22 protein-coding genes, 7 pseudogenes and 1 riboswitch are annotated in these 25,878 nt (G+C 72.3%); of the genes and pseudogenes, 14 read left to right on the top strand and 15 right to left on the bottom strand.

Going from position 1 to position 25,878, the window contains the following annotated elements; genetic code table 11:
* Positions 1-6,065 precede the first annotated feature (6,065 nt).
* The 4 genes and pseudogenes from FF86_RS45945 to FF86_RS45930 all read right to left on the bottom strand — a co-directional run.
* Positions 6,066-6,792 (bottom strand): toll/interleukin-1 receptor domain-containing protein (locus FF86_RS45945; RefSeq protein WP_242418558.1); only part of this gene is annotated, 727 nt, incomplete at its 3' end.
* A 154-nt stretch (positions 6,793-6,946) separates the two neighbouring features.
* A pseudogene (locus FF86_RS45940) lies at positions 6,947-7,477 on the bottom strand (aldo/keto reductase); the annotation flags it as partial.
* A 1-nt stretch (position 7,478) separates the two neighbouring features.
* Positions 7,479-7,624 (bottom strand): annotated as a pseudogene (locus FF86_RS45935) (aldo/keto reductase); the annotation flags it as partial.
* A gap of 1 nt (position 7,625) precedes the next feature.
* The coding region (locus tag FF86_RS45930; protein ID WP_242418557.1) for an aldo/keto reductase at positions 7,626-7,999 on the bottom strand (374 nt) is incomplete at its 3' end.
* Positions 8,000-8,124: 125 nt separating this feature from the next.
* Between FF86_RS45930 and FF86_RS11085 the strand changes: the two genes are divergently transcribed.
* From FF86_RS11085 to FF86_RS11070, 3 genes are all read left to right on the top strand, one after another.
* Positions 8,125-8,760 (top strand): TetR/AcrR family transcriptional regulator, encoded by a 636-nt coding sequence (locus FF86_RS11085; protein ID WP_044884454.1) that lies wholly within the window; start codon positions 8,125-8,127, stop codon positions 8,758-8,760.
* A gap of 759 nt (positions 8,761-9,519) precedes the next feature.
* Complete coding sequence (locus FF86_RS11075; RefSeq protein ID WP_044884452.1) at positions 9,520-10,026, top strand: hypothetical protein; 507 nt, start codon at positions 9,520-9,522, stop codon at positions 10,024-10,026.
* A 185-nt stretch (positions 10,027-10,211) separates the two neighbouring features.
* The gene (locus FF86_RS11070; protein ID WP_236705415.1) at positions 10,212-10,925 is read left to right on the top strand and encodes a VIT family protein; all 714 of its coding nucleotides are present in this window, start codon (positions 10,212-10,214) and stop codon (positions 10,923-10,925) included.
* 55 nt (positions 10,926-10,980) lie between these two features.
* Here the strand turns inward: FF86_RS11070 and FF86_RS45925 are convergent.
* The 6 genes and pseudogenes from FF86_RS45925 to FF86_RS11050 all read right to left on the bottom strand — a co-directional run.
* Positions 10,981-11,191 (bottom strand): annotated as a pseudogene (locus tag FF86_RS45925) (methylisocitrate lyase); the annotation flags it as partial.
* A 1-nt stretch (position 11,192) separates the two neighbouring features.
* Positions 11,193-11,895: isocitrate lyase/phosphoenolpyruvate mutase family protein (locus FF86_RS11065; RefSeq protein WP_242418556.1), on the bottom strand; the 703-nt coding region annotated here is incomplete at its 3' end.
* Between the two features lie 98 nt (positions 11,896-11,993).
* Positions 11,994-12,392: pseudogene (locus tag FF86_RS45920) on the bottom strand (MmgE/PrpD family protein); the annotation flags it as partial.
* A gap of 1 nt (position 12,393) precedes the next feature.
* Positions 12,394-13,403, bottom strand: a 1,010-nt coding sequence (locus FF86_RS11060; RefSeq protein ID WP_242418555.1) for an MmgE/PrpD family protein, incomplete at its 3' end; no start/stop codon positions are given.
* 82 nt (positions 13,404-13,485) lie between these two features.
* A complete protein-coding gene (locus tag FF86_RS11055; RefSeq protein WP_044884449.1) occupies positions 13,486-14,397 on the bottom strand; it encodes a CbtA family protein in 912 nt (303 codons plus the stop codon).
* 14 nt (positions 14,398-14,411) lie between these two features.
* A complete protein-coding gene (locus FF86_RS11050; protein WP_044884448.1) occupies positions 14,412-14,624 on the bottom strand; it encodes a CbtB-domain containing protein in 213 nt (70 codons plus the stop codon).
* A 53-nt stretch (positions 14,625-14,677) separates the two neighbouring features.
* Positions 14,678-14,759: riboswitch (cobalamin riboswitch) on the bottom strand.
* Positions 14,760-14,926: 167 nt separating this feature from the next.
* Between FF86_RS11050 and FF86_RS34710 the strand changes: the two genes are divergently transcribed.
* The 8 genes and pseudogenes from FF86_RS34710 to FF86_RS45900 all read left to right on the top strand — a co-directional run.
* Positions 14,927-15,079 carry a TetR/AcrR family transcriptional regulator gene (locus FF86_RS34710; RefSeq protein WP_199865355.1) on the top strand — a complete coding sequence of 51 codons (153 nt, stop codon included), beginning with the start codon at positions 14,927-14,929 and terminating at the stop codon, positions 15,077-15,079.
* A 117-nt stretch (positions 15,080-15,196) separates the two neighbouring features.
* Positions 15,197-15,520 (top strand): TetR family transcriptional regulator C-terminal domain-containing protein, encoded by a 324-nt coding sequence (locus tag FF86_RS34705; protein ID WP_199865354.1) that lies wholly within the window; start codon positions 15,197-15,199, stop codon positions 15,518-15,520.
* Between the two features lie 110 nt (positions 15,521-15,630).
* The gene (locus tag FF86_RS33225; protein WP_128423271.1) at positions 15,631-16,008 is read left to right on the top strand and encodes a hypothetical protein; all 378 of its coding nucleotides are present in this window, start codon (positions 15,631-15,633) and stop codon (positions 16,006-16,008) included.
* 1,200 nt (positions 16,009-17,208) lie between these two features.
* Positions 17,209-17,511, top strand: coding sequence for a peptidase inhibitor family I36 protein (locus FF86_RS45915; protein ID WP_255355759.1), 303 nt, complete (start codon positions 17,209-17,211; stop codon positions 17,509-17,511).
* 137 nt (positions 17,512-17,648) lie between these two features.
* The gene (locus FF86_RS11030; protein WP_044884523.1) at positions 17,649-18,626 is read left to right on the top strand and encodes a hypothetical protein; all 978 of its coding nucleotides are present in this window, start codon (positions 17,649-17,651) and stop codon (positions 18,624-18,626) included.
* Positions 18,627-18,694: 68 nt separating this feature from the next.
* A pseudogene (locus tag FF86_RS45910) lies at positions 18,695-19,008 on the top strand (protease inhibitor I9 family protein); the annotation flags it as partial.
* Between the two features lies 1 nt (position 19,009).
* Positions 19,010-19,209, top strand: a pseudogene (locus tag FF86_RS64060) (S8 family peptidase); the annotation flags it as partial.
* Position 19,210: 1 nt separating this feature from the next.
* Positions 19,211-19,867 (top strand): S8 family peptidase (locus FF86_RS45900; protein WP_242418554.1); only part of this gene is annotated, 657 nt, incomplete at its 5' end.
* A 69-nt stretch (positions 19,868-19,936) separates the two neighbouring features.
* Here the strand turns inward: FF86_RS45900 and FF86_RS65820 are convergent.
* The 4 genes and pseudogenes from FF86_RS65820 to FF86_RS11010 form a co-directional block, all read right to left on the bottom strand.
* Positions 19,937-20,809 (bottom strand): annotated as a pseudogene (locus FF86_RS65820) (hypothetical protein); the annotation flags it as partial.
* Position 20,810: 1 nt separating this feature from the next.
* Positions 20,811-21,304: lamin tail domain-containing protein (locus tag FF86_RS45895; RefSeq protein WP_396229832.1), on the bottom strand; the 494-nt coding region annotated here is incomplete at its 3' end.
* A 225-nt stretch (positions 21,305-21,529) separates the two neighbouring features.
* Positions 21,530-22,096: a GNAT family N-acetyltransferase gene (locus FF86_RS11015; protein WP_044884445.1), complete on the bottom strand. Its 567-nt coding sequence runs from the start codon at positions 22,094-22,096 to the stop codon at positions 21,530-21,532.
* Positions 22,093-23,328 carry a helix-turn-helix transcriptional regulator gene (locus tag FF86_RS11010; protein WP_044884444.1) on the bottom strand — a complete coding sequence of 412 codons (1,236 nt, stop codon included), beginning with the start codon at positions 23,326-23,328 and terminating at the stop codon, positions 22,093-22,095. Before FF86_RS11010 ends, FF86_RS11015 begins: the two co-directional genes overlap by 4 nt.
* Before the next feature lie 192 nt (positions 23,329-23,520).
* On the opposite strand from FF86_RS11010, the gene FF86_RS11005 reads away from it, so the two are divergent.
* From FF86_RS11005 to FF86_RS10995, 3 genes are all read left to right on the top strand, one after another.
* Entirely contained in the window at positions 23,521-23,892 is a 372-nt protein-coding gene (locus FF86_RS11005; RefSeq protein WP_044884521.1) for a hypothetical protein, read from the top strand.
* Positions 23,893-24,054: 162 nt separating this feature from the next.
* Complete coding sequence (locus FF86_RS11000; protein WP_044884443.1) at positions 24,055-24,369, top strand: transcriptional regulator; 315 nt, start codon at positions 24,055-24,057, stop codon at positions 24,367-24,369.
* A gap of 90 nt (positions 24,370-24,459) precedes the next feature.
* Complete coding sequence (locus FF86_RS10995) at positions 24,460-25,227, top strand: class I SAM-dependent methyltransferase (protein ID WP_044884442.1); 768 nt, start codon at positions 24,460-24,462, stop codon at positions 25,225-25,227.
* A 322-nt stretch (positions 25,228-25,549) separates the two neighbouring features.
* Here the strand turns inward: FF86_RS10995 and FF86_RS10990 are convergent.
* Positions 25,550-25,878 (bottom strand): zinc ribbon domain-containing protein (locus FF86_RS10990; protein WP_157866940.1); only part of this gene is annotated, 329 nt, incomplete at its 5' end.

Genomic DNA, 25,878 nt, shown 5'->3' with positions numbered 1-25,878 from the left:
GCGGACAGGCGCGCGGGATGGCGGCCGGCCGGGCCCGTCGGCCGGCCGTCGGCGGACGGGCCGCCGTCAGCGGTCGAAGGTCGCCCGGGCGGGTACCGCGAAGCCCAGCTCGGCGAGCCGGTCGGCGATGCGCCGCGGCGTCCAGCGGTAGCGCCAGGACGCGACGAGGACCTCGGCGCGGGAGAACGCCCGGTCGACATGCCGGCTCTGGTGATCGCGCAGGAGGTCGACGAGCGCGCCGTCGACACCGTCGATGAACGCCTCCCGGGCCGCGTCGACCAGCATCGGGACGTGACAGCCGAGCGCGGCCAGCCGGTCGGCGACCCGGCCCGGCGTCCACCGCAGGTAGCCGGCTGCGCCGATGACGTGGGCGAGCGGCACCGGCCCGCGACCGAGCCACGGCCCGCACCCGTCCAGCCGGGCACTGAGCAGCAGCACATCCCGCGCGGTCAGCCCCGTCAAGGCCGTCCCGTCCGGATCAAGGCGCGGATCAAGGCAGCGCACAGCGGTGTCAAGGCGGTCGTGGTCGACGCGCAGACCGAGGCCGGCGAAGGTCTGCGCGACCTCGCCGGGCGCCCGGCCGGTGAACTCGGCGACCCCGAGCGTCGTGGCGGACGACACCGGCGTCAGCTGCGGGTCGGCGGTGTCGGCGCGGTAGAACGCGACGGTCACCGCGGCCCGCTCGACGCGGTCCATCTCCTGCGTCCTGTCCGGCACTGCGAACCCGAGCCGGGCGTACCGTTCCCGCACCTCGGCGACGTCACAGCCGAGCACGCAGGCCGCGTGCAGCAGGTGCGCCCGCGGCAGCCGCCCGCCGGCCAGCCACGGCGACTCTCCGTTGAGATCACGGCTGAGCAACACTACATCCACTGCGTCGACGGCCGCCGGCCCCGCGTACCCGGTGGCGGCCTCGCGGCCGACGTCCGCCGTCGCGAAGCCCAGCCGGCGCAGCGTGTCGACGAGGTNCGCCGGGCGCCGACCAGTCAGCCCGGCGACGGCCAGGACATGCCCCGTCGGGACGGCTCCGTCGGTGAGCCACGGCGCCTGCCCGTCGACGTCCCGACTCAACAGGTCGAGGTCGAGGTCGTCGCCGGTCACGTCCACGTCGAGGTTGCGGTCCCACGGCACAACGCCGTCCGGCTCGACGGTCATGGCGTCCGGTCGCAATCCGAGGCCGCGCAGCCAGCGCGCGAGGTCCGATGGCGCACGGCCCGACAGTCGCGCGACGGCAAGTAGTCCCGCTCGGGTGGGCTCGGTCCAGATCCGCAGGGCACTCCAGTACTTCGCCGGACTCAGCAACGCGGTGAGAACCCGATCCTCCGCCGCGGTGAGGGCGGTCTCGGGTACCGGGCCGGCGCGGAAACCGAGGTCGCCGAGGCGACGCGCGGTCTCTCCCGGCGACCGGCCGGTCGCCGCCGCGACGCGCAGCAGATGGGCACTCGACACCGTTCCCGCCGGCAGCCACGGGCCGTCGAGACCGGCGTCGTGCGACAGCAGACGAACATCTTCGGTGGCCAGCGGCGAGGCGTCCCAACCGGTCGGATCGGGAACAGCGACGCCCAGATAGCGGACCCGCTCGGCAAGCTCGGCGGGACTGCGCCCGAGCCGCGCGGCGGCGGCCAGCAGCTGGGCGACCGGGAAGGCGTCGCCGCGGTCCCGCGCCAACGACAGCACGGCGCCGTCGAGACGGTAGCTGAACAGGACGGCGTCCTCCGGCTTCGACGCGAAACCGATGAGGTCGGGCGTAGCGATACCGACGCGGTCGAACAGCCCCGCCACCGACTCCGCCGGCAGGCCCAGCGTCCCGGCGAGCCCGAGCACGTCGACCAGGCCGACCCGGTCGCCATGGGCGAGACGCCGCAGCCCGGAACCGTCCCCGCCGATCAACATCCGCGCGTCCGCCAGGTCGGTGCCGGCGAGCTCCGCGACCGTGAAGCCAAGGCCGCGCAACTGCGTGATCACCTCCTCCGGAGGCGTGGCCGTCTGCTGCGCGGTGCGCAGCACCGCTATCCGGGAGACCGGCACCCCCGCCTGGCGGAAGTCCCGGGAGAAGTCGGCTTCGACCAGTTCAGGCTCGAAGGCGTCCACGGCCGCCGGCAGATGGCTGGTCCGCGCCGCGGGGAGACCGAGTGCGGCGAGCCGGCGCGCGACCTCGCGGGGAGAGCGCGCGGTCCGCACGGCTGCCAGCAGGACGAAGCCGACNGGCACCGGCCACCCGGCGAGTGCATCGCGGTCGTCCGCGTTGAACAGGAGAACGTCGTCCTGCTCGAACGGGGTGGCCGACACGCCGGACAGTACATGGGCGCGGTGCCCGAGAGTCCGCAGGCGGGCTGACAGCGCGTCGATCGTCAGGCCGGTGTGCAGCGCGGCGCGCAGCACGTGGGCCAGAGGGACCCGATCCCGCGACAGCCAGGGGGCCCGGCCGGTGAGATCGGTGCTGAGCAGGACGAGGTCGAGAGCGAGCAGGTCCACCTCACCCGTTCCGNCGGGGAAGATCTCCAGTCCCAGCTCCCGCAACCGACGGACGACCTCACCGAGCCCGAGGCCGAGGCTCTGCGCGGCGAGAACGGCGTGGCCCAGAGGCATCTGCGGCAGCAGCAACGGCTGGCCGCCGTCCAGTTCGGCGCTGAGGAGCACCAGGTCGCCGCGGGTGACGGCGGAGACGGTGGTGGCCTTGCCACTCCAGGAGCCGAGGCCGAGCGCGCCGATGCGCCGATGGATCTCGTCGGGAGGGCGGCGCAGCCGGCCGGCCAGAAACAGGACGACGCTCAGTTCGCGCGGCGGCTCCGCGAGGAGGAAGACGTTGAGCATGCCCGCCAGCACGAGGTCGCTCGGCACGGATCGGGACTCGGGCGGTGGTCCGGGCCTGGTGGCGGTCGCCCACACCGCGAGCCGACGGAAGACGAGGGCATCGGGGAGGTACCAGTACCCGGTGTTGATGTCCAGTTGCTGACGCGGCACCGTCGGCAGGAGCTCACCGTCGAGTGGAAAGCAACCGACCCGGTCCATCGGCACCGCCGCGCCGTCCGCGGTTGGCCAGGTCCGGGCGCCGCCGGCCAGCAGCGCGGCAAGGATGACATCCGCGACGAGGGGAAAGTGGCGTGCGAGGGACGACAGCCACTCGTACGTCAGCTCGAAGGCGCCGGCGGCGAGCAGCCGGGGCACCGCGGCCGCGAGCCGCTCGTCCACCGCCGGCTCGTCGACCAGCTCGCGGATCTCGTTGCGGTCGACCGACAGTTCGGGTGCGAGCCGGCCGGTGAGGTTGACGACGACGCCGAACACGATTTGGCCCACCCAGAGGCCGTCGGCCAGCAGCGCACCACGACCATTCGCCCACCAGACGCCCTCTCCCGCGGGCACGATCGGCGAGGTCCAACGGCGCGCCAGCCCATCCAGCGGCCCGACGTCGCCGACGGGAGCGAAGTCGGCCANCTCGCCGGGGGACCAGTGGGCGCGGGCGACGCCCTCGGTGGCCTGCGTCTCGAACTCGGCGACCCAGAGGATGCGACGCAGCAGGTCGACGCAGGACACCGTGGCCTGGCCCGCCCCGCGGCTCAGATGCAGCCGCACGCTGGTCCCTGCGGCGGCGCCGGGCCCGAGGTTCTGGACCCGGAAGAGGTTTCCCGGGCCGGCGATGATGACCCGGAACCGGTCGCCGGGCCGGCCGTCCAGGCCGAGGCGGCAGGTCTCGATCGTGATCTCGTCGGCGATCATGAAGTAGGACAGCACGCCGACGCCGAAGNGGCTGTTCGGATGGAACTCGATCGGCGGGTCGCAGGACTTCCAGGCGACCATCTCCTCGATGACCTCGGGCAGATCCACCGACCGGGTTCCCGCCTCCGCGAAGACGTCGGTGAGCTCGCGCAGGCCCATCCCGATGCCGTTGTCGTGGCATTCGAGGTAGGCACCACCGTCCGGCTCGAAGCCCTGGGTGAAGCTGATCCGCNCGGTCCACGGGCTCACCCGCCCGGTGGTGCGGGCCAGATACTCCTCGCGGGCCCGGCGGTAGCGGCAGGCGTCGAGGGCGTTCTGGTAAAGCTCGCGGATCGCCAGGCCCCGGTTGGTGTAGAGCTGCTCGCCCATGAGCAGCTCCTGCACCTTGTCCTCGGCGAGCCGGAACTGGGCACCCGCCGAGCTGTAGGCGGGCTGCCCGTCGACCTCGACGGCGCGCACGGCGTCGGCGGTGGCATGGGTGGGCAGGTGGGCCAGCGCCGGTATCTCGCCGGTGACCCGATGGGCTTCGGCGAGCAGGCTGTCGAGCTCGGTGGTGTGCCGCTCCAGAGCGACCTGGACGGCCTGGTGCTGGCAGCGGGCGGACAGCGCCCGGCCGGACCGACCCCGATGCTGCCACTGCGCCTGGCGGATGGTCTCGCCCAGCACGCCGAGGTCGACCGGGTCGCCCACGCCGAGGTGCTCGACGATGACGTCCGGCAGTGCCGCGGGTTCGAGGGCCATCCGCTGGCCGATGGTCAGCAGGTAGCCGACGAACCGTTCCCGCAGGGTCATCTCGTCCCCGGTCGCGGGCGCGACCGTGACCAGATCGAGCAGCGCCGCGGCCTGGCCGGGCCGGTTCAGGTACGCGGGGTCGGCGCGCACCGCGGTGAGCAGGGCACTCGCCCGCGCGGCGGTGAAAACATCCCCGGCCGGCGTCTCGGGATCGACCCCGGCGAGCAGGCCGGCGAGCACCGGGCCGGTGTAGGACTCCGGACGCCGGGCCACCCAGCGGTGCGCGAGCCACCAGCCGATTGCCTCGGCCGCGCCGGTGTCTCCTGCCCGTCGGGCCCGGTCGATGCGGCGCAGCAGCCGAGGGTGCAGCCGGGTGAAGTTCTCGAACTCCGTCCGCTCGACGTCCCGTCCGGCCGTCCAGCCATCCCGGTCGGACCCGGCCGGGTGCGCGACGGACGCGCGTGCCACCAAGGTCGTCCAGAGGGCTTCGTGCAGGAACGGCACCGCGACCAGCAGGCCGGCCTCGGCAGGCGAAAGCGGTGGCGGGTCGACTGGCAGCCGCCTGACCAGGAACTCGATCCGCTTCATCAGTCGTAGCGCGAGCGTCTGGTCCAGCCAGGGATCGGCGTTCAGACCGGCTGCGGCGCGGTCGCGCCCGATACCCAGGCGGGCGACGAGGTCGATGGTCTGCGCGCGCAACTCTTCGGCGGCCGGGCCGTCCCCCATGAGGGTCCAGGCGGCGTGCCGATCGGCGGCGCGGCGCCAGGGATGCTCCGGGGATGCCGGCGAGCCGGCGGACGGGGCGGCCGGAAATGGCCGGAACTCGCGCGGGTCGCAGTACAGGACCAGTCGCAGCGCGCAGGGCGGCGATCCGACGCCGGCACCGCCCGGACTCGCCGAGCCGGCGACGCAGTCTGCGACCACGGCCGGGTCGATCACTCCCGCCGCTCCCGCCGCTCCCGCCGCGCCGGCCAGGCTGACCGGGCCGTCGGCCGCCGAGTCGGTCGGCCCGGCGAGGGCCAGGCGACGGCGCAGCGCCTCCTCAAGAATCCGCAGGTCGCCGGGGACAACGGGGCTGGCCAGGACATCCACCAGGGCCCGTAGCAGCGGCGACCGCACGCCCGGCGACCGCGTCTGCCGGATCAGGTACGCGACCTCGGTGCCCTCGGCCGCGGGCAGGCGCCCCTCCGCCCAGCCGTCCTCGGTCATGGCGGCGCGCACCTCGTCGTCGGCGAGGTCGGCGGCGGCGTCGACGATCACCAGCACGCGGCCGGCCGCGCTGCGGGAGATCGTGCGAGCCCAGTCCAGGGGCACGCACAGGTCCCAGAACGGCTGGTAGCCGAGGTCGGCGTCGGCGGGGACGAGGAAGTCGCGACCGTCGTGGTGGACCCCGTGGCCGGCCAGAACCAGCAGCAGCGTGTCATCGGGCGCCGCGTCGCGCAGGAAGGCATGGATCGCGGACTTGATCGCGCTGAGACCGAGCCGCGACCGGTCGTGGACGTCAGCCCGGTAGCCGACCCGCTCCAGTGACTCGGCCGTGGCATCCATGAGCGGCGCGAGCCACGGCAGTGGGGGCAGCCCTTCGTCGTCGTAACCGGGCACGCCGATGAGCAGTGCCNGGCACTCCCCCGGCGTCTCGGGCTCCGCGCGCATCGGCGGCGCCGTCTGGGAACCGCCGGACGCCTCCGCCCGCGCTCCGGCCGGCAGCCAGGACGGATCGTTGCGCGTGCGCTCCGCTGTAGCAGTCGGCGGCGCGGCAGACGCTGGCATGATCGACGGGCCGGTCAACGCGGTGGACGGGCCGTCCGGGAAACCGGGGAAGAACGGCGCACGGCGGGCGGTCGGGGCTTTCGGGGGGATGGGTCCGCCGCCCGGGAAATGCGGCTCGGCGGGGGGCTTCGCCCGGCCGGAGATCGCGGCCTGAACGGCATGGAGGAGGACGTCGCGGGCGCCGTGCGCGGCCAGGCCGAACAGGTCGACGGACACCCTCGAGCCGAGCACTCCGGGGCGCGCGCAGTTCTCGATCCGCACCGGGAGCAGGCGGCGGGCCGCGCCGTCCGGGTCGGCGACGAACGCGGCCTGCCACTCCTGCTCGCCGTATACCGACTCCAGGTAGGCGGCGGAGAGGACCGCCAGGGTGCGGGTGCTGTACCGGATGCCGTCCTGCATGGCGGCGGACCAGTTGGAACCCGCCACCATGTCCCAGGCCTGCACGAGCACCCGGAAGTCCGCGGCCTCCAACTGCCAGGCGATCCACTCCGCCCAGGCCCGGTCCCGCGCCGTATAGGAAATGAAGAAATCCCACCGGCCGTCGGTGTACGGCCGGTCCAGTCCCCCGGTAGCCATCCCCCGAATTGTGACACGTGGCATCAGACCGGTCGCCCCGCGCATACTGCCCAGCCTCGACGGGCCCCCGCCGGGCGGCGGCCGGCGCCCCGGAGACGGTGACGAAGCCGACGATCAGGGGGCCGGGAGATGCGTCAGGGCGTCGAGGAGGCGGTCAGGCCACGGGCAGGAAGGAGCGGAACGCGGTCGCGTCGCCGCCCAGGGTCGCGGCGCGCTGGGCGGCGATCTGGTCGTGCGGCTGGCCGAGGTCGACCCGGCTGACCTCGTCGAGGCGGCGGTACTGGGCCTCGTCGAGGCGGATGTCCAGCGCGGCGAGGTAGTCGTCGAGCTGCTCGATCGTGCGCGGGCCGATGATCGGGACGAGGGCGGTCGACGCGCGGGCGGCGTGCTCGCGCAGCCAGGCGGTGGCGACCCGGGCGGGCGGCACGCCGAGGTCGGCGGCGACGGCGAGCAGCGCGTCGACGACGGCGGTCTTGCGGGCCTCGTCCTCGACGTGGACGAGCCGGCCGAGGTCGGTCAGTCGGCCCGCGCTGCCGGTGCGGTACTTGCCGGTGAGCAGCCCGCCGCCGAGCGGGGACCACAGGGCGGCGCCCAGGCCCAGCGCCTGCGCCATCGGCAGGATCTCGCGGTCGGCGGTCCGTTCGACGAGGCTGTACTCGCACTGGACGGCCGTGAGGGGGGCGAGNCCGCGCAGCTCGGCCAGGGTCGCGGCCCGCGCCGAGCGCCAGGCCGGGAAGTTCGACAGTCCGCCGTAGAGGATCTTGCCGGCGCGAACCAGGTCGTCGAATCCGCGCATGATCTCCTCGACGGGGGTGACGGTGTCGGGGAAGTGNACCCACAGCAGGTCGAGGTAGTCGGTGCCGAGGCGGGCGAGGCTGCCCTCGACGGCGCGGGCCATGCTGCGCCGGCCGTTGCCGGTGCCGAGCACGCCGCCGTCGCCGGCCACGCCGAGGCTGAACTTCGTCGCAATGGTGAAGTGCGACCGGGTGCCGGCGAGCAGGCGGCCGAGGATCTCCTCGGACTCGCCGAACTGGTAGCTCTCCGCGGTGTCGAGGGCCGTCCCGCCGGCCTCGGCGAACCGGTCGAGGATCTTGCGCGCCTGCGCGGGCTCGGCGCCGCTGCCCCACCGGGTGCCGAAGTTGCCGGTGCCGAGCGCAAGCTCGCTGACGCGCAGGCCGGTGGCGCGGCCGAAGGTCGTGTGCTGCATGGGGTCCTCCCGGCGGCGGAACGCAGCGGGGACCGGCACGCCCACCAAAGTAGAACGATCGGTGTACTTCTGCGACGGTAGCAGGGCGCTCGACAGAAGTACAACGACCGGTCTACCTTGACGACATGTCGGACGATCGGGGCGAGGCCACGCCGGGTAGGCGAGGCGGGCGCGGCGCCCGGGAGCGGATCCTGCGGGCGGCGGACCGGCTCTTCTACGCCGAGGGCATCAACGCCACCGGCATGGAGCGGCTCACCGACGTCGCCCAGGTCTCCAAGCGGACCTTCTACCAGCACTTCCCCAGCAAGAACGCGTTGGTGGAGGAGTACCTGCACCGGCTGGACACGATCGCCGCGCCGCCGCGGGAGCGCGCCCTGGCCCGCGACGACCTGCTCCCCCGCGACCGCCTGCTCGCCCTGTTCGCCCTGTTCGCGGCCGACCCCGCGGGCCCCGCGACCGGCGAGGCGAGGCTACGGGGCTGCCCGTTCCACAACGCCGCGGTCGAGACCGCCGGGACGGTGCCGGCGGTCGAGCGGGCGGTGGTCCGGCACAAGGAGGCGTTCACGCGCCTGCTGACCGAGACCGCCCAGGCGGCCGGCGCCACCGATCCGGCCGCGCTCGGCCGTCAGCTCGCCGTCCTGTTCGAGGGCGCGACGGCGCTCGCGACCTCGCTCAACGATCCCGCGCCACTCGCCGACGCCAGGGCGGCCGCGGCCGTGCTCATCGACACCGCCCGCGCGCGACCGGAGCGGGCCGGCTGAGCCGGTCGAGCCGGTCGAGCCGGTCGAGGCGGACGGCCCCCTGCGCCAGCACGACCTCGCCGGGTGCCAGCGCGATGGGGGCGGGTTGCGGCCGGGGCTGCCACCCGGCGGCGAGCGCGTTGCCCCGGTCGGCGCCGGCCACTCAGCTCTGCTCGTACGGGTTGCTGGGGCCGGCTGGGACCGGCGCCGCGCCGGACCGATACGGGTCAGACCCCTTCGGGTCGTGAAGGGACACGGCGATATCACCCCGGCATCCTCAGTGCGAAACGGTGGTGAACCTATTGTTCGTCCTGGGGGATCCACACTGTCGGCATCGGTCCGGATCGGCATCGGTCCGGATCAGTGCACACCGCGCTGATTCCGGCCNCTGTTCCGGCGCGGCAGAGCCCGGTCTCGGGGCGGCGGATTCGATCGGTGGCGGGGAGCACGGCGCGGTCGAAACGGAATCGGCCTGGCGCTGACGGCGGGTGATATCGGTGGGGGCGCCGTCCGTGCGGTCGGGTGGCCGGAAACAGCCGGGAGGGCTGTCGATTCCACCACCCGGACGCCGACCCGCCGGTGCGGCCGCGTGGGGCACCGCCCGGATCGTCCCGGTCGGGACGAGCGACGCCCCGGGTTTTCCCCCTTGGGCCGGCCGACCGATGTTTGCCATGCTCGATGGACGCTGTGGGAAAGGTGACGGATGGGACAGCTGCCGGTCGGCAGAATGCTGGAGGTGACCCGCCGACACGACCGCTCCCCCGGCCGCGGCCGGCCGGCATGACCGCCGGCACGGAATGGGAGATTGACGGCGCCGACCTGCCGACCCTGGTGCTGCCGGACACCGACGGCCTCATCCTCGCCGGCCCGCCCGCCGCCCCGGCCGGCGAGGCGTGCGTCGAGGTCGACTTCCTGCCGGTGGAACCGGACGTGCTGCTGCGGGCCGCGGTGGACGCCGCCGCCTGGCCGCACGTCGGATCCGTCACCGTGCACCCGCGCCGGCATCCGCCGGCACGGACCCGGCTGGCGTTCTTCATCGGGCGCCAACTGCGGATCGAGCGGTCCGCAGCCGGCTGGAACTCCCCGGTGGTGACCCTCGGCGCCGCCCTGCGACCCGAGTCGGCCGGCGGGCAGGGGCTGCGCATGGTCGCCCACCACGCCCGGGTGCATGACGGTGGTGGCTGGAGCCGGCACACGCTGTGGGAGGTCATGGGGCTGCGCCAGTACGTAACCTGGCTCGACCGCCGGCCGGCGAGCAGGGGGATGGGTCGACCCGACCGCGCGTGAGCGGCGGCACCGACAGTGAGCGGCGGCACCGACAGTGAGCGGCGGCACCGACAGTGAGCGGTGGCGCGGCCAGTGAGCAGCGGCGGGCAGAGCCGGCAACGGCCTCGCGCCGCGGGGCGATTGTCACAGTGAGGAAGGGCATTCGCGGGTGTCCGGTCCGGTCTGCCCATGCTGAAATGCTCGGCATGGCGGCAGCGAGCACGATGGCCCGGCACCGGGAGCGTCACGGCGCGCAGCGGGCCGGCTGGCTGCGCGCGGCTGTCCTCGGCGCGAACGACGGGCTGGTGTCCACCTCCAGCCTCGTCGTCGGTGTGGCTGCAAGCGGCGCGTCGAGCGGCGCGATCCTCACCGCGGGCCTCGCCGGGCTGACGGCGGGGGCGCTGTCCATGGCCGCCGGCGAGTTCGTCTCGGTCAGCGCCCAGGCCGACATCGAGCGCGCCGACATCGCCCTGGAGCGGGCGGAGCTCGCGGCGAGCCCGGCGGCGGAGTTCGCGGAGCTGGTCGGCATCTACGAGCGCCGCGGCCTGCCGCGTGACCTGGCGGAGAAGGTCGCCGAGGAACTTACTGAGCGTGACGCCCTCGGCGCCCACCTGCGCGACGAGCTCGGCCACAACGAGATCAACGAGGCCCGGCCCCTGCAGGCGGCGTCGGCGTCGGCGGGTAGCTTCACCCTCGGCGCGCTGGTGCCGTTCATCGGGATGGCGGCGCCCGCGGGCACCGCCCGGCTCCTGCTCATCGTCGCGGTGACCGTGCTCGGCCTGGCGGTCGCGGGGGCGCTGGCGGCGCGCGCCGCGGGCACCGCGCTGCTGCGCCCCACGCTGCGCGTCGTGCTGGGCGGCTGCGTGGCGATGGCGGTGACCGCCCTGGTCGGCGTCCTTGCCGACGCCGCCGGCGGCTGAGAGCCGGGCCCCCGCCGGGTCACCAGCCAGCCTAGAGTCACGCGCCCGCCTGCAATCACGCGCCGTCGGGCGATCCCGGAATGCGGAAGGTGAAGACGCTGTCGTCGAAGGTGTTGTAGGCGGCGTAGTCGAGGAGTTCGTAGAGCCGGGATCGGTGTTGCATTCGGTCGAGGAGCCCGGTCTGGGTGCCGTCGGCGGCGAGGCGGCGCAGGCCGTCCTCGGCGGCGCCCATGGCGAGGCGTAGCAGGGTGACCGGGTAGATGACGNCGTTGACCCCGACCGATTCCAACGTGGCGGCGGTGAGCAGCTCGCTCTTGCCGAACTCGGTCATGTTCGCGAGGATCGGCACGTCCACGGCCGCACGGACGGCTTCGAACTCGGCGGCATCCGCCAACCCCTCAGGAAAGATCATGTCGGCGCCGGCCTCGACGTAGACGCGGGCCCGCTCGATCGCGGCGTCGAGGCCCTCGACACCGCAGGCGTCGGTGCGGGCGCACAGGACGAAGTTCGGGTCGCGGCGGGCGACGACGGCCGCGTGGATCCGGCGGACCATCTCCTCGACCCGCACGACCGTCTTGCCGTCGAGGTGGCCGCAGCGCTTCGGATTGACCTGATCCTCGAGGTGGCAGCCCGCGAGCCCGGCGTCCTCGAGGACCTGGACACTGCGGGCGACGTTCATCGGCTCACCGAAGCCGGTGTCGGCGTCGACGAGCGTCGGCAGGTCGGTGACCCGGGCGATCTGCCCGGCCCGGCCGGCGACCTCGGTCAGCGTGGTCAGGCCGATGTCGGGCAGGGCCAGGTCCGCGGCCAGCACCGCGCCGGAGACGTAGACCCCGTCGAAGCCCAGCTCGGTGATGAGGACGGCGGTCAACGGATTGAACGCCCCGGGGAAACGCAGCAGCCGGCCCGACGCCAAAGCGGCGCGCAGCGCGGCCCGGCGGGCGTGGGGTGGGGTGCGGGCATGCAGCATCAGAAGATCCCCGCCGTCTCGCCGGTGGCCGGCGGCCGCTCGGGCACCAGGGTGAGCCCACCGAGCTCGTCCGGGGCGAGCTCGGGTAGGCGGACGGNGACGTCGAGGAAACGGTCCTGCTCCTCGGCGGACACCACGCCCTCGGTCAGCCGGCGGAACTTCGCGAGGTACTCCGCCCGTCCGAACGGCCGCGCGCCGAGCGGATGGGCGTCGGCGACGGCGATCTCGTCGATGACCGGGTCACCGTCGTCCCGTTCGACGACGACCCGACCGCCGAACGCCTTCTCCGCCGGGTCCGCCGCGTGGTAGCGGCGCGTCCACTCCTCATCCTCCACCGTGACGATCTTCCGCCACAGGGCCACGGTGTCCGGCCGCGCCGCCCGCTGCGGGGCGTAGGACCGCTCGTGATGCCAGTCGCCGTCCTGCAACGCCACCGCGACGATGTAGGGGATCGAGTGGTCGAGCGTCTCCCGGCTGGCCGTCGGCGAGTACTTCTCNGGGTCACCCGCACCCGAGCCGATCACCTGGTGGGTGTGGTGACTGGTGTGAATCGTGATCTTCCTGATGCGAGACAGGTCACCGAGGCGGGGGCCGAGCCGGCGGGCCAGATCGATCAGCGCCTGGCTCTGGTACTCGGCCGAATGCTCCTTGGTGTAGGTGTCGAGGATGGCGCGCCGGGCCTCGCCCGATCCGGGCAGCGACACGACATACCGGGCGCCCGGTCCGTCGAGCAGCCAGGCCACGAACCCGTCCTCACCCTCGTAGGCCGGTGACGGCGCACCCTGCCCGCGCATCGCCCGGTCGACCGCCTCGACGGCGAGCTTGCCGGCGAACGCCGGGGCGTACGCCTTCCAGCTCGAGATCTGCCCCTTGCGGGACTGTCGGGTCGTCGTCGTCGTGTGCAGCGCCTGCTGCACCGCCTGGTAGACGACCTCGGTGGACAGGCCGAGCAGCGACCCGAGACCGGCGGCGACCGACGGGCCGAGGTGCGCTATGTGGTCGATCCTGTGCTGGTGCAGGCAGATCCCACGGACCAGGGCGACCTGGATCTCGTAGCCGGTGACGATCCCCCGGACGAGGTCCCGGCCACCGAGACCGAGATGCTGCGCGGCGGCGAGGATCGGCGGGATGTTGTCACCGGGATGGGAGTAGTCGGCGGCGAGGAACGTGTCATGGAAGTCCAGCTCCCGCACCGCAACGCCGTTTGCCCACGCCGCCCACTCCGGCGACACCCGAACCTCGCGCGGCAGGCCGAACACCGTCGAGCCGACCCGCCCCGGCGCAGCCGGATGGCGCACCGCCTGATCGCGGGCGGCGGCAACCGGCGGACGGCGCAGCGACGCCGCCGCGACCCCGGCGTTGTCGATCACCCGATTGATCACCATCTCCGCGACCTCGGGCACCACCTCCACCGAGTCCGCCGCCACCGCGGCGATCTTCCAGGCAAGCTGGTCCGGCCGCTCCAACCGCTCGGCGCTGCGGTGTACCCGCACCTCGTGATCGATCATCCTGCGCGCCCCCGTCCTCCCCGTCGTGTTCCCCGTTCCCGGACGCCCGGGCAACAGCCGGCGTCCGGGAACGGGCCAGGGCTCAGCCGGCGGCGGTGGTCGGTGCGGGGGCGGTGGTCGGTGCGGGGGCGGGCCGGTCGGCTGCGGACGCGGCGGTCCGCGCCTGCCGGCGGGCCGGCGCGACGGCGAGGCGTTCGGCAAGCTGGCCGAAGGCGAGCGCGATCGTCGCCCAGAGGACGAGCTGGCTGACCACCGAGTAGAACCGGAACCGGAACAGCACGTCGGCGGGGAAACCCGGGTAGACGATCGTGCCGTTCGGGGCCGTGAGCGGCTGCGGGGTCTCGGTGGCGAAGTCACCGAACTCCGCCCGGTTCGCACCGAGATGCCCGTAGGCGGGCAGCAGGGCCATCGCGACGCCGACGAGCACCAGGAACACGACCCCCGCGACCAGGCTCGCGTTCCAGGTGCCGACGCGACCCGCCAGCCACCGGCCCACCACGACCGCGAGCCCCAACGCGACCACCGAGACCGCGACCATCGTCACGTACAGGGCGCTGCGGGCGCCGATCGTCTCCTCGTGCCCGATCGCCGGCGGGTTGGCCGGATACTTCGCGAACGGGACGAGGTAGAGACCGACGAAGCCGGCCCCGGCGAGCAGCGCGGCCAGCACCCTTGGCCGGATGTTCGGGTAGCGGCGCGAGACGATCAGGTAGACGACGACGAACAGGCCGCCCACCGCCAGCCCGAACAGCGCCATCCCTACGCCGATGCCCAGGTTGCGCTGCACCGAGCGGCTGAAGACCTCGCCGTGGTCGTGGGCGCCGGCGGTGAGACCCGCCGCGGCGTCCAGCGCCTCCTGCGCCTCGTGCCGCCCGTCCTCGTAGTCGATCGCCTCCTGGACGAGGGGCTCGGCGAAGATGCGGGCGAAGACGAACGCCAGCAGCCCGCCCAGCAGGCCGGCCCCCAGACCGCGGTAGATGTAGCGGAACTCCATCTTCCCGCCCCCGCTCAGTGGCAGGGGAACCCGAGGAAGTGGCGCGCGTCGTGGACGAACTCGTGGAGGTGGGTATCCGAGCCGAACAGCGACGTGGCGCCCTGGTCGACACCGATGAAGTAGAGCAGCAGCAGCGACAGCAGCGCGGTGAGCCCGAGCGCCGCCCGGCGGGCGGTCAGCGGGAAGGAGATGGATCGCTGCCGTGGCTGGGCAACGGGTGTGGTCATGGAAGCCCCCTCAGGGATCGTGCGTCCCGGTTGTTCGGACCACCTGTGCTCGGGTCTGACTCCCGGTACCGCCGCCCACACGGACAGGCAGACCGGTCACAGTGGCGCGACCGCGCCGGATTCCCACCGGCTTCCTCACACAAGCGATCGGAGTATGCGGTTCGCGCCAGGCCCCTGTCAACGCCGACGAACCGCGCGAAGCGCGCAATCGCCCAGGTAACGGACCGATCGGGCACACAATGCCCACCTACCCCGGAGCCCGTTATGGACCATACGGTAAACTATACGGTAGCCTCAATTGCATGGCACGACCACGCACATTCGACGAGGACCAGGTCGTGTGCGCGGCGCGCGACCAGTTCTGGGCGACCGGCTACACCGCCACCTCGCTCGACGACCTGACGGCGGCCACCGGGCTCGGCCGGGGCAGCTTGTACGGCGCCTTCGGCGACTAGCACGCGCTGTTCCTGCGCGCCCTGGACCGCTACTGCGACGAGGCGGCCGCCGCGATCCGGGCCGATCTGCGCGCAGCGGGCAGCCCGTTCGAGCGGCTGGCGGGGCACGTCCACGGGATGGTGGCGATCATCGTCGGCGACGTCGAGCGACGCGGCTGCCTGATGGCCAAGAGCGCCGCAGAGCTCGCCGGCACGGACCCCGAGGTGGCGCAGCGGGTGAACCGGGTTCTCACCGAGGCGCACGCGTTGCTGACCGAGTGCGTCAGCGAGGCGCAGCGAGCCGGTGAGCTCGCCGCCGGCCACGATCCCGCCCGGCTGGCCGGCCTCGTGCTGGTCGTGCTGCGCGGGCTGGAGACGGTCGGCGCGTGCGGCGCCCCGCCCTCGATGATCCGCGACGCCGCCGAGCAAGTCCTCGCCCTGCCCCCCCGCCGACGCCGCTGACACCACCGACCTTTCGGATACCAGCGCCCGCCACTAGCCGTCGCTGATATCCGGGCCCGGCGGACCGATCACGTGCCGGTTCCGAACGCCCCTCGTCGAGGCGCCGGACGATGCCGCTACCCGTCGATCTCGACGATCCGCTCGGCGCCGGCCTCGTGGCGCAGCGGCCCGCGGCCGAGCAGCCCCTCGAGCTCCCGGATCCGCCGCTGGAGCCGCTCGACCTGCTGCTTTCCAATTTCCTGACCGTTTTCCCAGCCGCAACGATGACCGTCGCCCATCCCCCGCTGGTACGCCTCGGCGACGTCGCGCTCGTGCTCGGTGAGGTGCGTGCGGCAGGCGATCTCGGGCCCGTAGAGGCGCATCCGGCACGGTTTTCCGGACCGGGTCGGCCGCCCGCACAACCGGACCTCGACCAACTGATCGCCAGCACGCTCGCCCATGTCGCCACCGCTCTCATCGTTGTCAGGGATGACCGCGAAAAAGTATAACCATACAAAGAGTCAGACAAGATGTTCCCGACTATTTCGATAGTCAAAGAACGGCGATCTTCGGTGGCGCGCGGAAGCCGCGCCGAATAGTCGTTCGAACGACGCCCGCATCCGTCCTGTTCGGACGGCACTCCTTCATCGACGCTCGTTCACGCGCCACACCCGCAGAGCCCGCCACACCACAGGGCCCGGCGCGGGCGGGATGCCGCGGGCGGGATACCGCGGACGGGATACCGCGGACGGGCGCCGTCGGCCCCAGTCGCCCAGCCTTCGATGCCCGATCCCCGACGGCTGCGGGCACGCCGGGTGTGCCCGCGTCGGCGATCCGCCCCACGGGAGCACGCCGAACGGCTCGCCCACTCGACGGCTTCACGCCTTGCCTNGTCAGGGGCTTTAGGACAGCGGAAGAGGGGCCTCGAGAAGGCTGCCGGCGCCGTCGACGGCCGCCGATCGGCCACACGAGACACCCTGGTGCGCCGGCAAGACGGACGGAACGAGTCCGTTTGCCGAAACTCCCGGCGGCCGGCGGTGTCAGGTATCCGTCACCGCCGCCGTTCCTGCCCCGACCACCACCCGGATACGCCCGCCAGCACGGGAAAAGCAGCCGGAATTTCCCCGATTAGACGGGACATGCGCCACTCGACAACCCGCGACTCCAGCTCGACACGCGCTACGGCGGCATCCTGGACACCGCGGACCCGACGCCATACTTTCAATCCGCACCCAGCATTCTCCCCAACCAGGCAGTCGCTTTACCACCGAAACCAAGTCCAGCGACGAAGCCTCATTGTTGAAGCAACTTTCATCAGGTCACGACCAGACCCGCCGGGGCACCCGGAGACCACGATGCGCGTGCCGCGCGGGCGATTCATCTGACGTGCCTGGGAAGGGCGTCCGGGGCAACGTNACGTCGTTGNGGGAGCGGCGTTCAAACATTTTCTCATCGACGCAAGGAGCATGGACATGAACAGGACCTCCCTTCGCCGGAGCCTCGCCGTCGCCGTTGGCGGGGTGGCAGTCGCCGGCGTCGTCGCCGTCGGGCAACCCGCCCTCGCCGCCAGCGGCGGCGGATCGGCCACCACTCCGGGGACCAGCGCACCGGTGGCCAAGAGCAGCTCGGGTCTCAGCGCCGCCGCGACGACCAGGTCCGGCCGCNACGGCGGGGGCGTCAGCGCGCAGCACCTCGACGGGGCCTGCAACCTGTACAGCAACGGCGACGGCGACCTCTGTCTGTGGTACTTCCGGAACTACGGGGGCAGCCACGCGGACTTCTTCTTCTCGGACAACAACCTCAACAACAACACCTTCAGCTCGCCCGGCGCCGGGCAGGGCGCCCGGGTCGGAAACAACTCGGAATCCGCCTGGAACTACGACCAGCACCTCACCGCCCGCGTCTACACCGGCGTGAACAGCACCGGCACCTGGGGCACCATCGCCCCCAGCAGCGGCGGCAACTTCACCAGCACGTTCATCAACAACGTCGAGTCCTTCATCTGGGTCTGAGCCCGCTAGAAAACCGATCCAATCGCTAGACCGCTCCCGCCGACAACGCGCCGTTTCAGGGCCGGTCCCGTCCCCAACCGGACGATCAGGATCGGCCCTGATCGGCTGTGCCGGCCGCGGTGACCGACAGGAGACCGATGCCCCACCAGGCGGGCCGTTTCGGCCGGCATCATGCCCCCCGCCGGCGGGCCGCCCCCGAATGGCCCGACCTCGCCTCCCGGTGGGCGCCGGCGGCGGCGCTGGCCCTCTCCGTAGCCCTCGTCTCGGCCTTCGTCGCCGGCTGCGGGGGCACGCGCTCCAGCGCGCCCGCCGCCGTGGCGGCGGTCCGGCCGCCGGTGCTTCTCGACGGCGCCGCGCTGCACCTTCCCCTCGACCGGTACCTGCTCAGCCCGCGCGAATCCGCGTCGGTCGCCCGGGCGTACCGGGCGTTGCTCGCCCAGTGCACGCGCCGCTTCGGGTTGCCCGATCCGCGGCCGCGGCCCGTCGCCTCGGACCTGCCGGCCACGTTGAACGAACGCCGCTACGGCATCACCGACGCGGCACTGGCCGCGACGGCCGGCTACCGCGTGTCGAAGCCTCGACCGGCCGGCGAACCCCCGACGCCCGCGGAATCGGCGACGACACCGGATCCCGGGACCCTCGACATCCTCACCGGCCGGCATCCAGGCGCCGTCGACGGGCGCCCCATCCCGGCCGGCGGCTGTGCCGGTGAGGCGAAACGCCGGTTGAATGCGGGCGCACCCGCCGGCACGGACCCGGACCTGGCGCAGCGGCTCTCCCAGACCAGCTATTTCGCATCCGGCCGCGACGGGCGCGTGCAGGAGGTCCTGCGCGCCTGGTCGGCCTGCATGGGCAGGCATGGATTGCACTATTCGTCGCCGCTGGACGCCGCCGCCGATCCGCGGTTCCGCACGGGCCCGGTGTCGGCGACGGAAACCGCCGTGGCGGCGACCGACATCACCTGTAAGAAACAGACCAATCTGGTCGGCGTCTGGTTCGACGTCGAGTCGGAGCTCCAACGCCCCGACCTCGCCGCCAACCGGAAGGCGCTGGAGGGCATCCGGCAGACCAACCAGATCCAGTTGACGGTCGCGCGCGGCCTCGGGCTCGGCTGATCCGCCTCCCGGTGCACCCGCCCCGCGACCGGCGCGCCGATCCGGCGCGGCCCGGAGGAGTAGAACCAATGAGAAGAAGCCTTTGTCGACTCGCGGCGACCGGCGGGCTCGTCACCGCTTTCGTCGTGGCGCAGACGGCCGCGGTGGACGCCGCCCTCGCAGCCCCATCCGACCCCGCCGGCCAGTACATCGTCGTGCTGAAATCCGCCGCGTCGCCGAGCGGTCCGGCGCCCGCCGTCGGCCGTGCCCGGGGTATGGGCGTGCGGGTCGACCGGGAGTTCCGCCAGACCGTGAACGGATACGCGGCGCGGCTCGACGCCCAGCAGCTCACCGCAGTGCGCGCCGACCCCGACGTCGCCTACGTCGAGGCCGACCAGGTGGTNCGGGCCGACATCACGCAGCGGCGGCCCGACTGGGGACTGGACCGCATCGACCAGCGCGACCGCCCGCTGGATCACAAGTACACCTACGACTCGACCGGTGCCCGCGTCACCGCGTACATCGTCGACACCGGCATCCGGACCAGCCACAAGGACTTCGGCGGCCGTGCCTCGGGCGGCTTCTCGTCCATCAGCGACGGTAANGGCACCGACGACTGCAACGGCCACGGCACGCACGTTGCCGGGACCGTGGGTGGATCGACGTACGGCGTCGCCAAGTCGGTCCGCCTGGTCGCGGTACGGGTGCTGGACTGCGACGGTTTCGGCACAGTGAGCGGCGTCATCGCGGGCATCGACTGGATCACCGCCCACCACGCCAGCCCCGCCGTGGTGAACATGAGCCTGGAGGGCGACGCGTCCCGGGCGCTGGACCTGGCGGTACGCCAGTCCATCAACGCCGGCCTGACCTACTCCGTCTCGGCCGGCAACGGCGGCAGCGACGCGTGCGACTTCTCCCCCGCCCGACTTCCCCGCGCCATCACCGTGGGCGCGACGACCGCCGACGACAGCCGCGACATCTCGTACTCCAACTTCGGCAGGTGCGTGGACCTGTTCGCCCCCGGCACCGCCATCACGTCCGACTGGAACGCCTCCGACACCGCCACCAACACCATCAGCGGGACCTCCATGGCGGCCCCGCACGTCACCGGAGCCGCCGCCCTCTTCCTGAGCACCCATCCCGGCGCCGGCCCCGACCGGGTCCGCACCGCCATCGTGAACGCCGCCACCCAAGGCGCGCTGACCAACGTCGGCGACGGTTCCCCGAACGCCCTGCTCTACTCCCGGACGACGGCCCGCTGACCCACCCTGCGCCCGACGGGAGTGATGGGGGTGGGCGGCTCGGCCGGGCCGCCCACCCCTGTCGGGACGTCAGGGTGTGCAGGTCAGGGTGCCGCTGCGCAGCGCGTGGCTGGAGTCGTTGTCGTCGTCGGACCAGACGACCGGCTTGTGCCCGGCCGAGCAGGTGTCCTGCGGGGCGAGGGCGAACCCCTCGTTGTTGTAGTTGGACATCCCGGAGGGGCGGGCGTACACGGCGGTGACGGCGAGCCGGCCGGCGGCGTTGATGTCGAGCGTCGCGGTGCGACCCTGGCAGGTGTCGTCGCATTCGGCCCACAGGTGGCCGGTCGCGGGCTCGTACTCGAGGTCCATGACCCCGGCGAAGCCGCTCGAAACGGTGGCGATCCGGGTGTAGCCGCCGCCGCTCTGGTTGAGCGCGTAGGCGTAGACAGTGCCGTTCGCTTCAAGACCGACGAAATACAGGCCGCTGCCGTGGCCGGGATAGGCGCCCGGGTCGTAGGCGGTGTTGGTGTGCTCGTCGTGGAAGCCGTGCGCGGTGAGGTACGTGTCGGGGATCCACGAGATGGCCTCGAGCCCGCTGTTGGCCGCCACGGCAGGCAGGTCGGAGGTGAGGTTCCATTCCGCGGTCGCGTTCAGCGAGGTGCCCGTGGCGGAGCCGTCGTACCGCAGGACCTTCAGCAGGCTGACGCCGTTGTTGCTGTTGTCCCGTTCCGTGGAGACGACCACGCCGTCAGGGGTGGTGACCACGCCCTCCGCGTCGGGATCACCGGTCCCACTGGCGTAGTGCAGCGCCTTGCCCGAGGCCCAGCCGCCGGTCGTGTCGGGCTGCCACTTCGCGCCGTTCGGCACGAGCCGGTACAGCGTGCCGGGGCCGTTCTTCACCGCCCACAGAACACCGGAGCTCTGGAACGACAGGCCGCTGAGGTTCGTGCCGAACACGTTCGCNTCGTCCGCGGTGGCGACGGCCGAGCCGCCGGGCCACGCGCTGGCGGGGCAGGCGTTCGCCGCGCCTCGGGTCGACGCGGTGGTCGTCGTGAACGAACCGGTGCCGTCCGGGCAGCGCCCGTAGGTCGTCGACGCATGCGAGGTCCAGGTGTAGGAATCGACCAGCGTCGTACCACCCGGCTGATACAGCCGCACCGAATCGGAACTACCGAGGCCGAACACCGGATCGACATCGAGAACCAGATGTCCCCCGGCCGCCAGCGACGTGCCCGACGCCACCGTGAACACGTGCGAGTCGTCGTTGTCCTTGACGACCCAGCCGGAGACGTCCACAGCCGCCGAACCGATGTTCGTCAGCTCCACCCAGTCGCCGGGCGATCCACCGCTCGACTCGACCTCGTTGATCCGCACGTCCGCCGGCCCCTGCGCCACCGCCGGCATACCGAACAGGCCGAGGGCGGCGACGGCCAGAACTGTGGCGACAGCGAGTCGCATTTTCCCACGCGAATATCTACGCAATGCAGTTGCTCCTCGTGCAGGGTCATGGGCAGGCGTCATGGGCAGGCGGAGGCGAGCTCGCGCTCCTCGCGGAGCCTCCTGCACACCGACGACCAGAGGTTGAACACGCAACNAACGGCATGGGCAGCACGGATGACCACATAGCACGGATGACCACACAGCACGGACGGCCCCTAGCACAGGTACACACGTACGGACAGCTCACCGAGATCCCGCGCTGAGCGGCCGCCAGTCGGGACGGCTGATCGCGTAGATGTGCCGCGGCTGACCGTTACGCTCGGTGGCTTCCGCTAACGTCATGCCGAGCTTGCCCGCGACCCGGATGGACGCCGCGTTCTCCGGGTGAATGATCGAGATGACCCGGTCGGCGCGGAGACCGACGAAGGCGTACTCGATCGCGGCGGCACCGCCCTCGGTCGCGAATCCCTCCCCCCACCGCTCCGGGCGGATGGTCCAGGCGGCTTCCAGGCCGGGCCAGCCGTACTCCCGGTAAAGGCCGGCGCGTCCGATGAACTCCCCGGTGGCCCGCTCGTGCGCGAGCCACATACCGAAGCCGTTGAGGGCCCAGTGCCCGATCTGCAACGCGAACATGTTCCAGACCGCGCCCTCACTCGACGGCGATCCGGTGTAGCGGCTCATCTGCGGGTTCAACGCCATCCGGGTGTAGGCGGGGATGTCATCGGCGGTCCACCCGCGCAGGATGAGCCGCTCGGTACGCACGGTCGGCACCATGACCGCGGGGAGCGACTCGCCTATGTCGAGGATCATCCATCCATCAAAGCCGGCCGGGTAACGGCGTTGAGCCGTTCACGGAAGTCCACGACCTCCGGGAGGGGAGCCTGCCCGGCGAGATCGGCCGCGAGCCGTCCCGCGCGGCTGATCAGCGTCTGGGTCGGGCTCGCGGCCAGGATCGCCAGGGCCCGCATCCCGAGCCGGGCCGCCTCGGCCGTATCAGGTCGCGGGCGGCGCACGAGGGCGGTCGCGAGAACCATGACGGCGTGGCCGTGGTCCTCGAAGCCGACGGCCCGACCGCGCTCGAAGGCGTCGACGGCGCCGCGGGCGATCGGCTCCGCCTCGTCGCCCGCGCCGAGACGGGCCAGAACCCCGGCGGTGAACGATTCGGCCGTCGCAGGTCCGAACGGCGAGCTTCCCGGCCGGGCCGGGACATCGATCACGGCGCGCCGCATCCGTTCCAGCGCCTCCCGGGTGCCGGCCGGATCGCCGAGGGCGGCCAGGGCCCGCGCCTCATAGGCCGCGAGCCTGGCCCGGGTGTAGGGATGGTCGGGTGCCCGGCACGCGGCTTCGACGGCTTCGGCGTACTGGTGGCCGTAGAACGCCAGGGTGGAGGACATCGCCGCCATGGAGGCGGTCAGCACCGGGTCGTCGATCTGGTCGGAGTGGTCGCCGGCCTGGGTGACGAAGCGCCGCGAGGCGGCCTGATCGCCGAGATTGAACGCCAGCCGCGACAGCATGTACGCCGAGTAGCCGGCTATCTGGGTGAGTTTCGCCTGTGCCCTGGTCTTGGCGCCCGCGTCGAGGAGCCGCTCGGCGGACTGCCAGGTGCGATACACCCGCGGGGCGAGGATCGCATGGGGCGTGGTCGTGAACACCGCCGCATGACCGTCGAGCTCGTCGTCGAGTTCGGTCAGGGTGAGCACGTCCGGGTTGCGGCGCGCGCGCCGCCGGTAGGTGTCCGCGGCGATCAACCCGGCCGCGGAGAACTCGAAAACCTGCCTGCGGTCGGTCCCGGCCGCGCCGTCGCCGTCGCCGTCTCGTGCCGCCTCGAGTCGGGCCTGCCAGGCGGCGATCTCCCCGCCGGTCCGCCAGTAGTCGTCGAGAGCGGCGCACAGATCGGCGGAGGGCAGCTCCCCGTTCTCGGCCTTGGAGATCCGGGTCCGATGAAACCCGATCCGTCGGCTCAGCGTGTCCTGACTCATCCGGCCGCGCAGACTCCGAATCCGCCGCCCCAGCGCCGCCGCGCCGGTCCTGTCCTCGTTCACCCGTCGCTGTTCCTCCCCGTTCGCCTGACGTCGGGTCCGCGGCCGCAGCGGCGCACAGCACGGCACGGCACCGCACGCATCGTGCGCACACCTGGCGGTCACCCGGTCACGTGCACAGACTGCCCATGTCGGCGAGGAACCCGGATGGTCCCGCGCCGACGGGTCACCGGAGACCACTACGCAGGAGCGACCATGGCCAGCCCCCCGGACCAGCTCGCCTGGCGCCGGCCCGCTGTCAGTCCCGACGTCGCGTTCGCCCGTGACGGTGAGACCGTCGCCATCAGCTACACGGCCGGCACCGACCCGGACCTGCGGATGCCCAGGGCGATCTGGTTCGCCCTGCGGGCGGAGATCCGCGCCGGCGACCGGGGAGCGTTCCACCGGCTGAACGCCGCCTGGACCCCCTGGACCGCCGCCAGCGGCGGCCTCGCCGCCGAGCGGGACGGGCACGTCCACCTCCGCTACGGCTACCTCGGCAGCCACCACATCGAGATCCCCGCCGCCGTCTGGCGCCAGATCTGCGCCGCCGTCCGCACCGGCGCGATCAACCACCTCACCGACTGAGACCGACTGGCTGCGTCACAATGCGGCGGAGTCGCAGGCGGCGCTGTTGATCGCCGGCAACAAGGCCAGCGACTGGTCGCGGTGGTACAAGACTGCGATCCCGGCTGCGGAGGCCGCATACGACGGATGGCTGGCTTTCGAGCGGAAACGGCGGGAAGGCTCATGACCGAGTTCCATGATTGGCAGGACATCCGTGCCGACCTGCATGACGGCGACGACGAGGCGCTCGCCGTCGAGCGGGCGCGTACCGAGGCCTGGGTCGGCGCCTTCCATCTCGCCGAGGAGCGCAAACGGCTCGGGCTGACCCAGCGCCAGGTGGCCGAGCTGATGGGCGTCTCCCCCGGACGGGTGAGCCAGATCGAAAACGGTGACCTCGAGGTCAATGAGGTCGCGACGCTGAGCCGGTACGCCCGAGCGCTGGGCGCCCGGATGCGGATCATCTTTGACTACGGCGATGATCTTCGTCAGATCGCCTAAGCCCATAGCGTGCCTGCCTCGCGGAGCAGGCGAACCAGGCATGGAAAATGGGTCGACAGAGCTGCTTTCCGCCCGTTAGCCTGCGGCGCCGTGACGAGCAGCGAGGTGTGGGACGACGAAACGGCAGAGCACTACGACACCATCTCCGCCGAGAAGTTCGCGCCGGAGGTGCTCGGTCCGACCGTCGATCTGCTGGCCCGTCTCGCCGGTTCGGGCGCGGCATTGGAGTTCGCGATCGGCACCGGTCGCGTCGGAATCCCGCTGGCCGCCCGAGGCGTTCCCGTGACCGGCATCGAGTTGTCGGCCTCGATGGCCGCCCGACTGCGCCGCAAGGTCGATGAGGCGACCCTGCCCGTGGTCGTCGGCGACATGGCCACGACCGCTGTGCCCGGCGAGTTCTCCCTCGTCTTTCTGGTGTGGAACAGCATCTCCAACCTGCGCACCCAGGCGGAGCAGGTGGCATGCTTCCGCAACGCCGCCCGGCATCTCGCCCCCGGCGGGCGGTTTGTCGTTGAGCTGTGGGTGCCGCCGCTACGGCGCCTGCCTCCCGGCCAGTCCGCGGTCCCGATCCGCACCGATGATCGACACCTCGTGCTCGACACCTACGACCTCGCCACCCAGCGGTGCACCTCCCACCACTACTGGCACGAGGCCGACGGGACGGTGCGCCACGGCTCCGGCGAGTTCCGATACATCTGGCCGGCCGAATGCGACCTCATGGCGCAACTCGCCGGCCTGGAGCCGGAGAGCCGGTTCGCCGACTGGGACGGCAGCCCTTTCACCACCGACAGCGAAAGTCACGTCTCCGTCTGGCGCAAGCCCCCGCGAGCCACGGATCAGCGTCCCGCTACCTGCTGATCTCCGCCCGGCTCGACATTCTTCCGGTCGTCAGGAACGCGACGCTTTCGGGGAGGCGAGCTGGCGCCGTTCAAGATTCTTGAGTTGCTGCCAGTCGTCCGGCATCTGCTCCCCAAGTCGATCAGTCCAGGGTATGTGAACGGGTGGGCCGGACCGGCGGATCCGGGTTCGGGCACCCCTCACGCGAGACCGCGACCATCTCGTCGCCCCGAGGCCGGTGACGACGGCCCTCCCACCCTGCGCGCCGAGAGACTCGATCAGCAGGTGGAGTGGGCGCACGATTGACATCCTCTCCGCCCTGAAGGGCGGAGATTCCCGCCTGCTACACCCCGACGGGGGCAAGCTTCGGGTGGGTTCCCGCTTCGCCGCGCGGTGCCGGCACGGGTGCCGGTCTTACCTGCGCTCCACGGGCAGACGCCGCCAGTCCGGCGGCCTTCGCGACGTTGACCGCCGCGTTCACGTCCCTGTCGAGATGCGACCCGCAGGCCGCGCACGTCCACTCCCGGACGTCCAGCGGCTTCGGGCCGTCCTTCACACCGCAGGTCGAACACACCTGCGAGGTGGGCTCGAAGCGACCGATCCGGACGAACACCCGGCCGTACCGGGTGGCCTTGTACTCCAGCATCCCGACGAACGCGGACCATCCGGCGT

The sequence above is a fragment of the Frankia sp. CpI1-P genome (assembly GCF_001421075.1).
In the GTDB taxonomy this organism is placed as follows: domain Bacteria; phylum Actinomycetota; class Actinomycetes; order Frankiales; family Frankiaceae; genus Frankia; species Frankia torreyi.
Note: the sequence above shows the minus strand (reverse complement) of the source record. Positions and strands in the feature narration are given on the sequence as shown.

Bases quoted from the DNA above. Each gene is read 5' to 3' on its own strand.
- FF86_RS11030 (WP_044884523.1), top strand. From the start codon at position 17,649: ATGCCCCACCAGGCGGGCCGTTTCGGCCGGCATCATGCCCCCCGCCGG.
- FF86_RS11050 (WP_044884448.1), bottom strand. From the start codon at position 14,624: ATGACCACACCCGTTGCCCAGCCACGGCAGCGATCCATCTCCTTCCCG.
- FF86_RS34705 (WP_199865354.1), top strand. From the start codon at position 15,197: ATGGTGGCGATCATCGTCGGCGACGTCGAGCGACGCGGCTGCCTGATG.
- FF86_RS11005 (WP_044884521.1), top strand. From the start codon at position 23,521: ATGGCCAGCCCCCCGGACCAGCTCGCCTGGCGCCGGCCCGCTGTCAGT.
- FF86_RS11055 (WP_044884449.1), bottom strand. From the start codon at position 14,397: ATGGAGTTCCGCTACATCTACCGCGGTCTGGGGGCCGGCCTGCTGGGC.
- FF86_RS33225 (WP_128423271.1), top strand. From the start codon at position 15,631: ATGCCGCTACCCGTCGATCTCGACGATCCGCTCGGCGCCGGCCTCGTG.
- FF86_RS11085 (WP_044884454.1), top strand. From the start codon at position 8,125: ATGTCGGACGATCGGGGCGAGGCCACGCCGGGTAGGCGAGGCGGGCGC.
- FF86_RS34710 (WP_199865355.1), top strand. From the start codon at position 14,927: ATGGCACGACCACGCACATTCGACGAGGACCAGGTCGTGTGCGCGGCG.
- FF86_RS11000 (WP_044884443.1), top strand. From the start codon at position 24,055: ATGACCGAGTTCCATGATTGGCAGGACATCCGTGCCGACCTGCATGAC.
- FF86_RS11070 (WP_236705415.1), top strand. From the start codon at position 10,212: ATGGCGGCAGCGAGCACGATGGCCCGGCACCGGGAGCGTCACGGCGCG.
- FF86_RS11075 (WP_044884452.1), top strand. From the start codon at position 9,520: ATGACCGCCGGCACGGAATGGGAGATTGACGGCGCCGACCTGCCGACC.
- FF86_RS11015 (WP_044884445.1), bottom strand. From the start codon at position 22,096: ATGATCCTCGACATAGGCGAGTCGCTCCCCGCGGTCATGGTGCCGACC.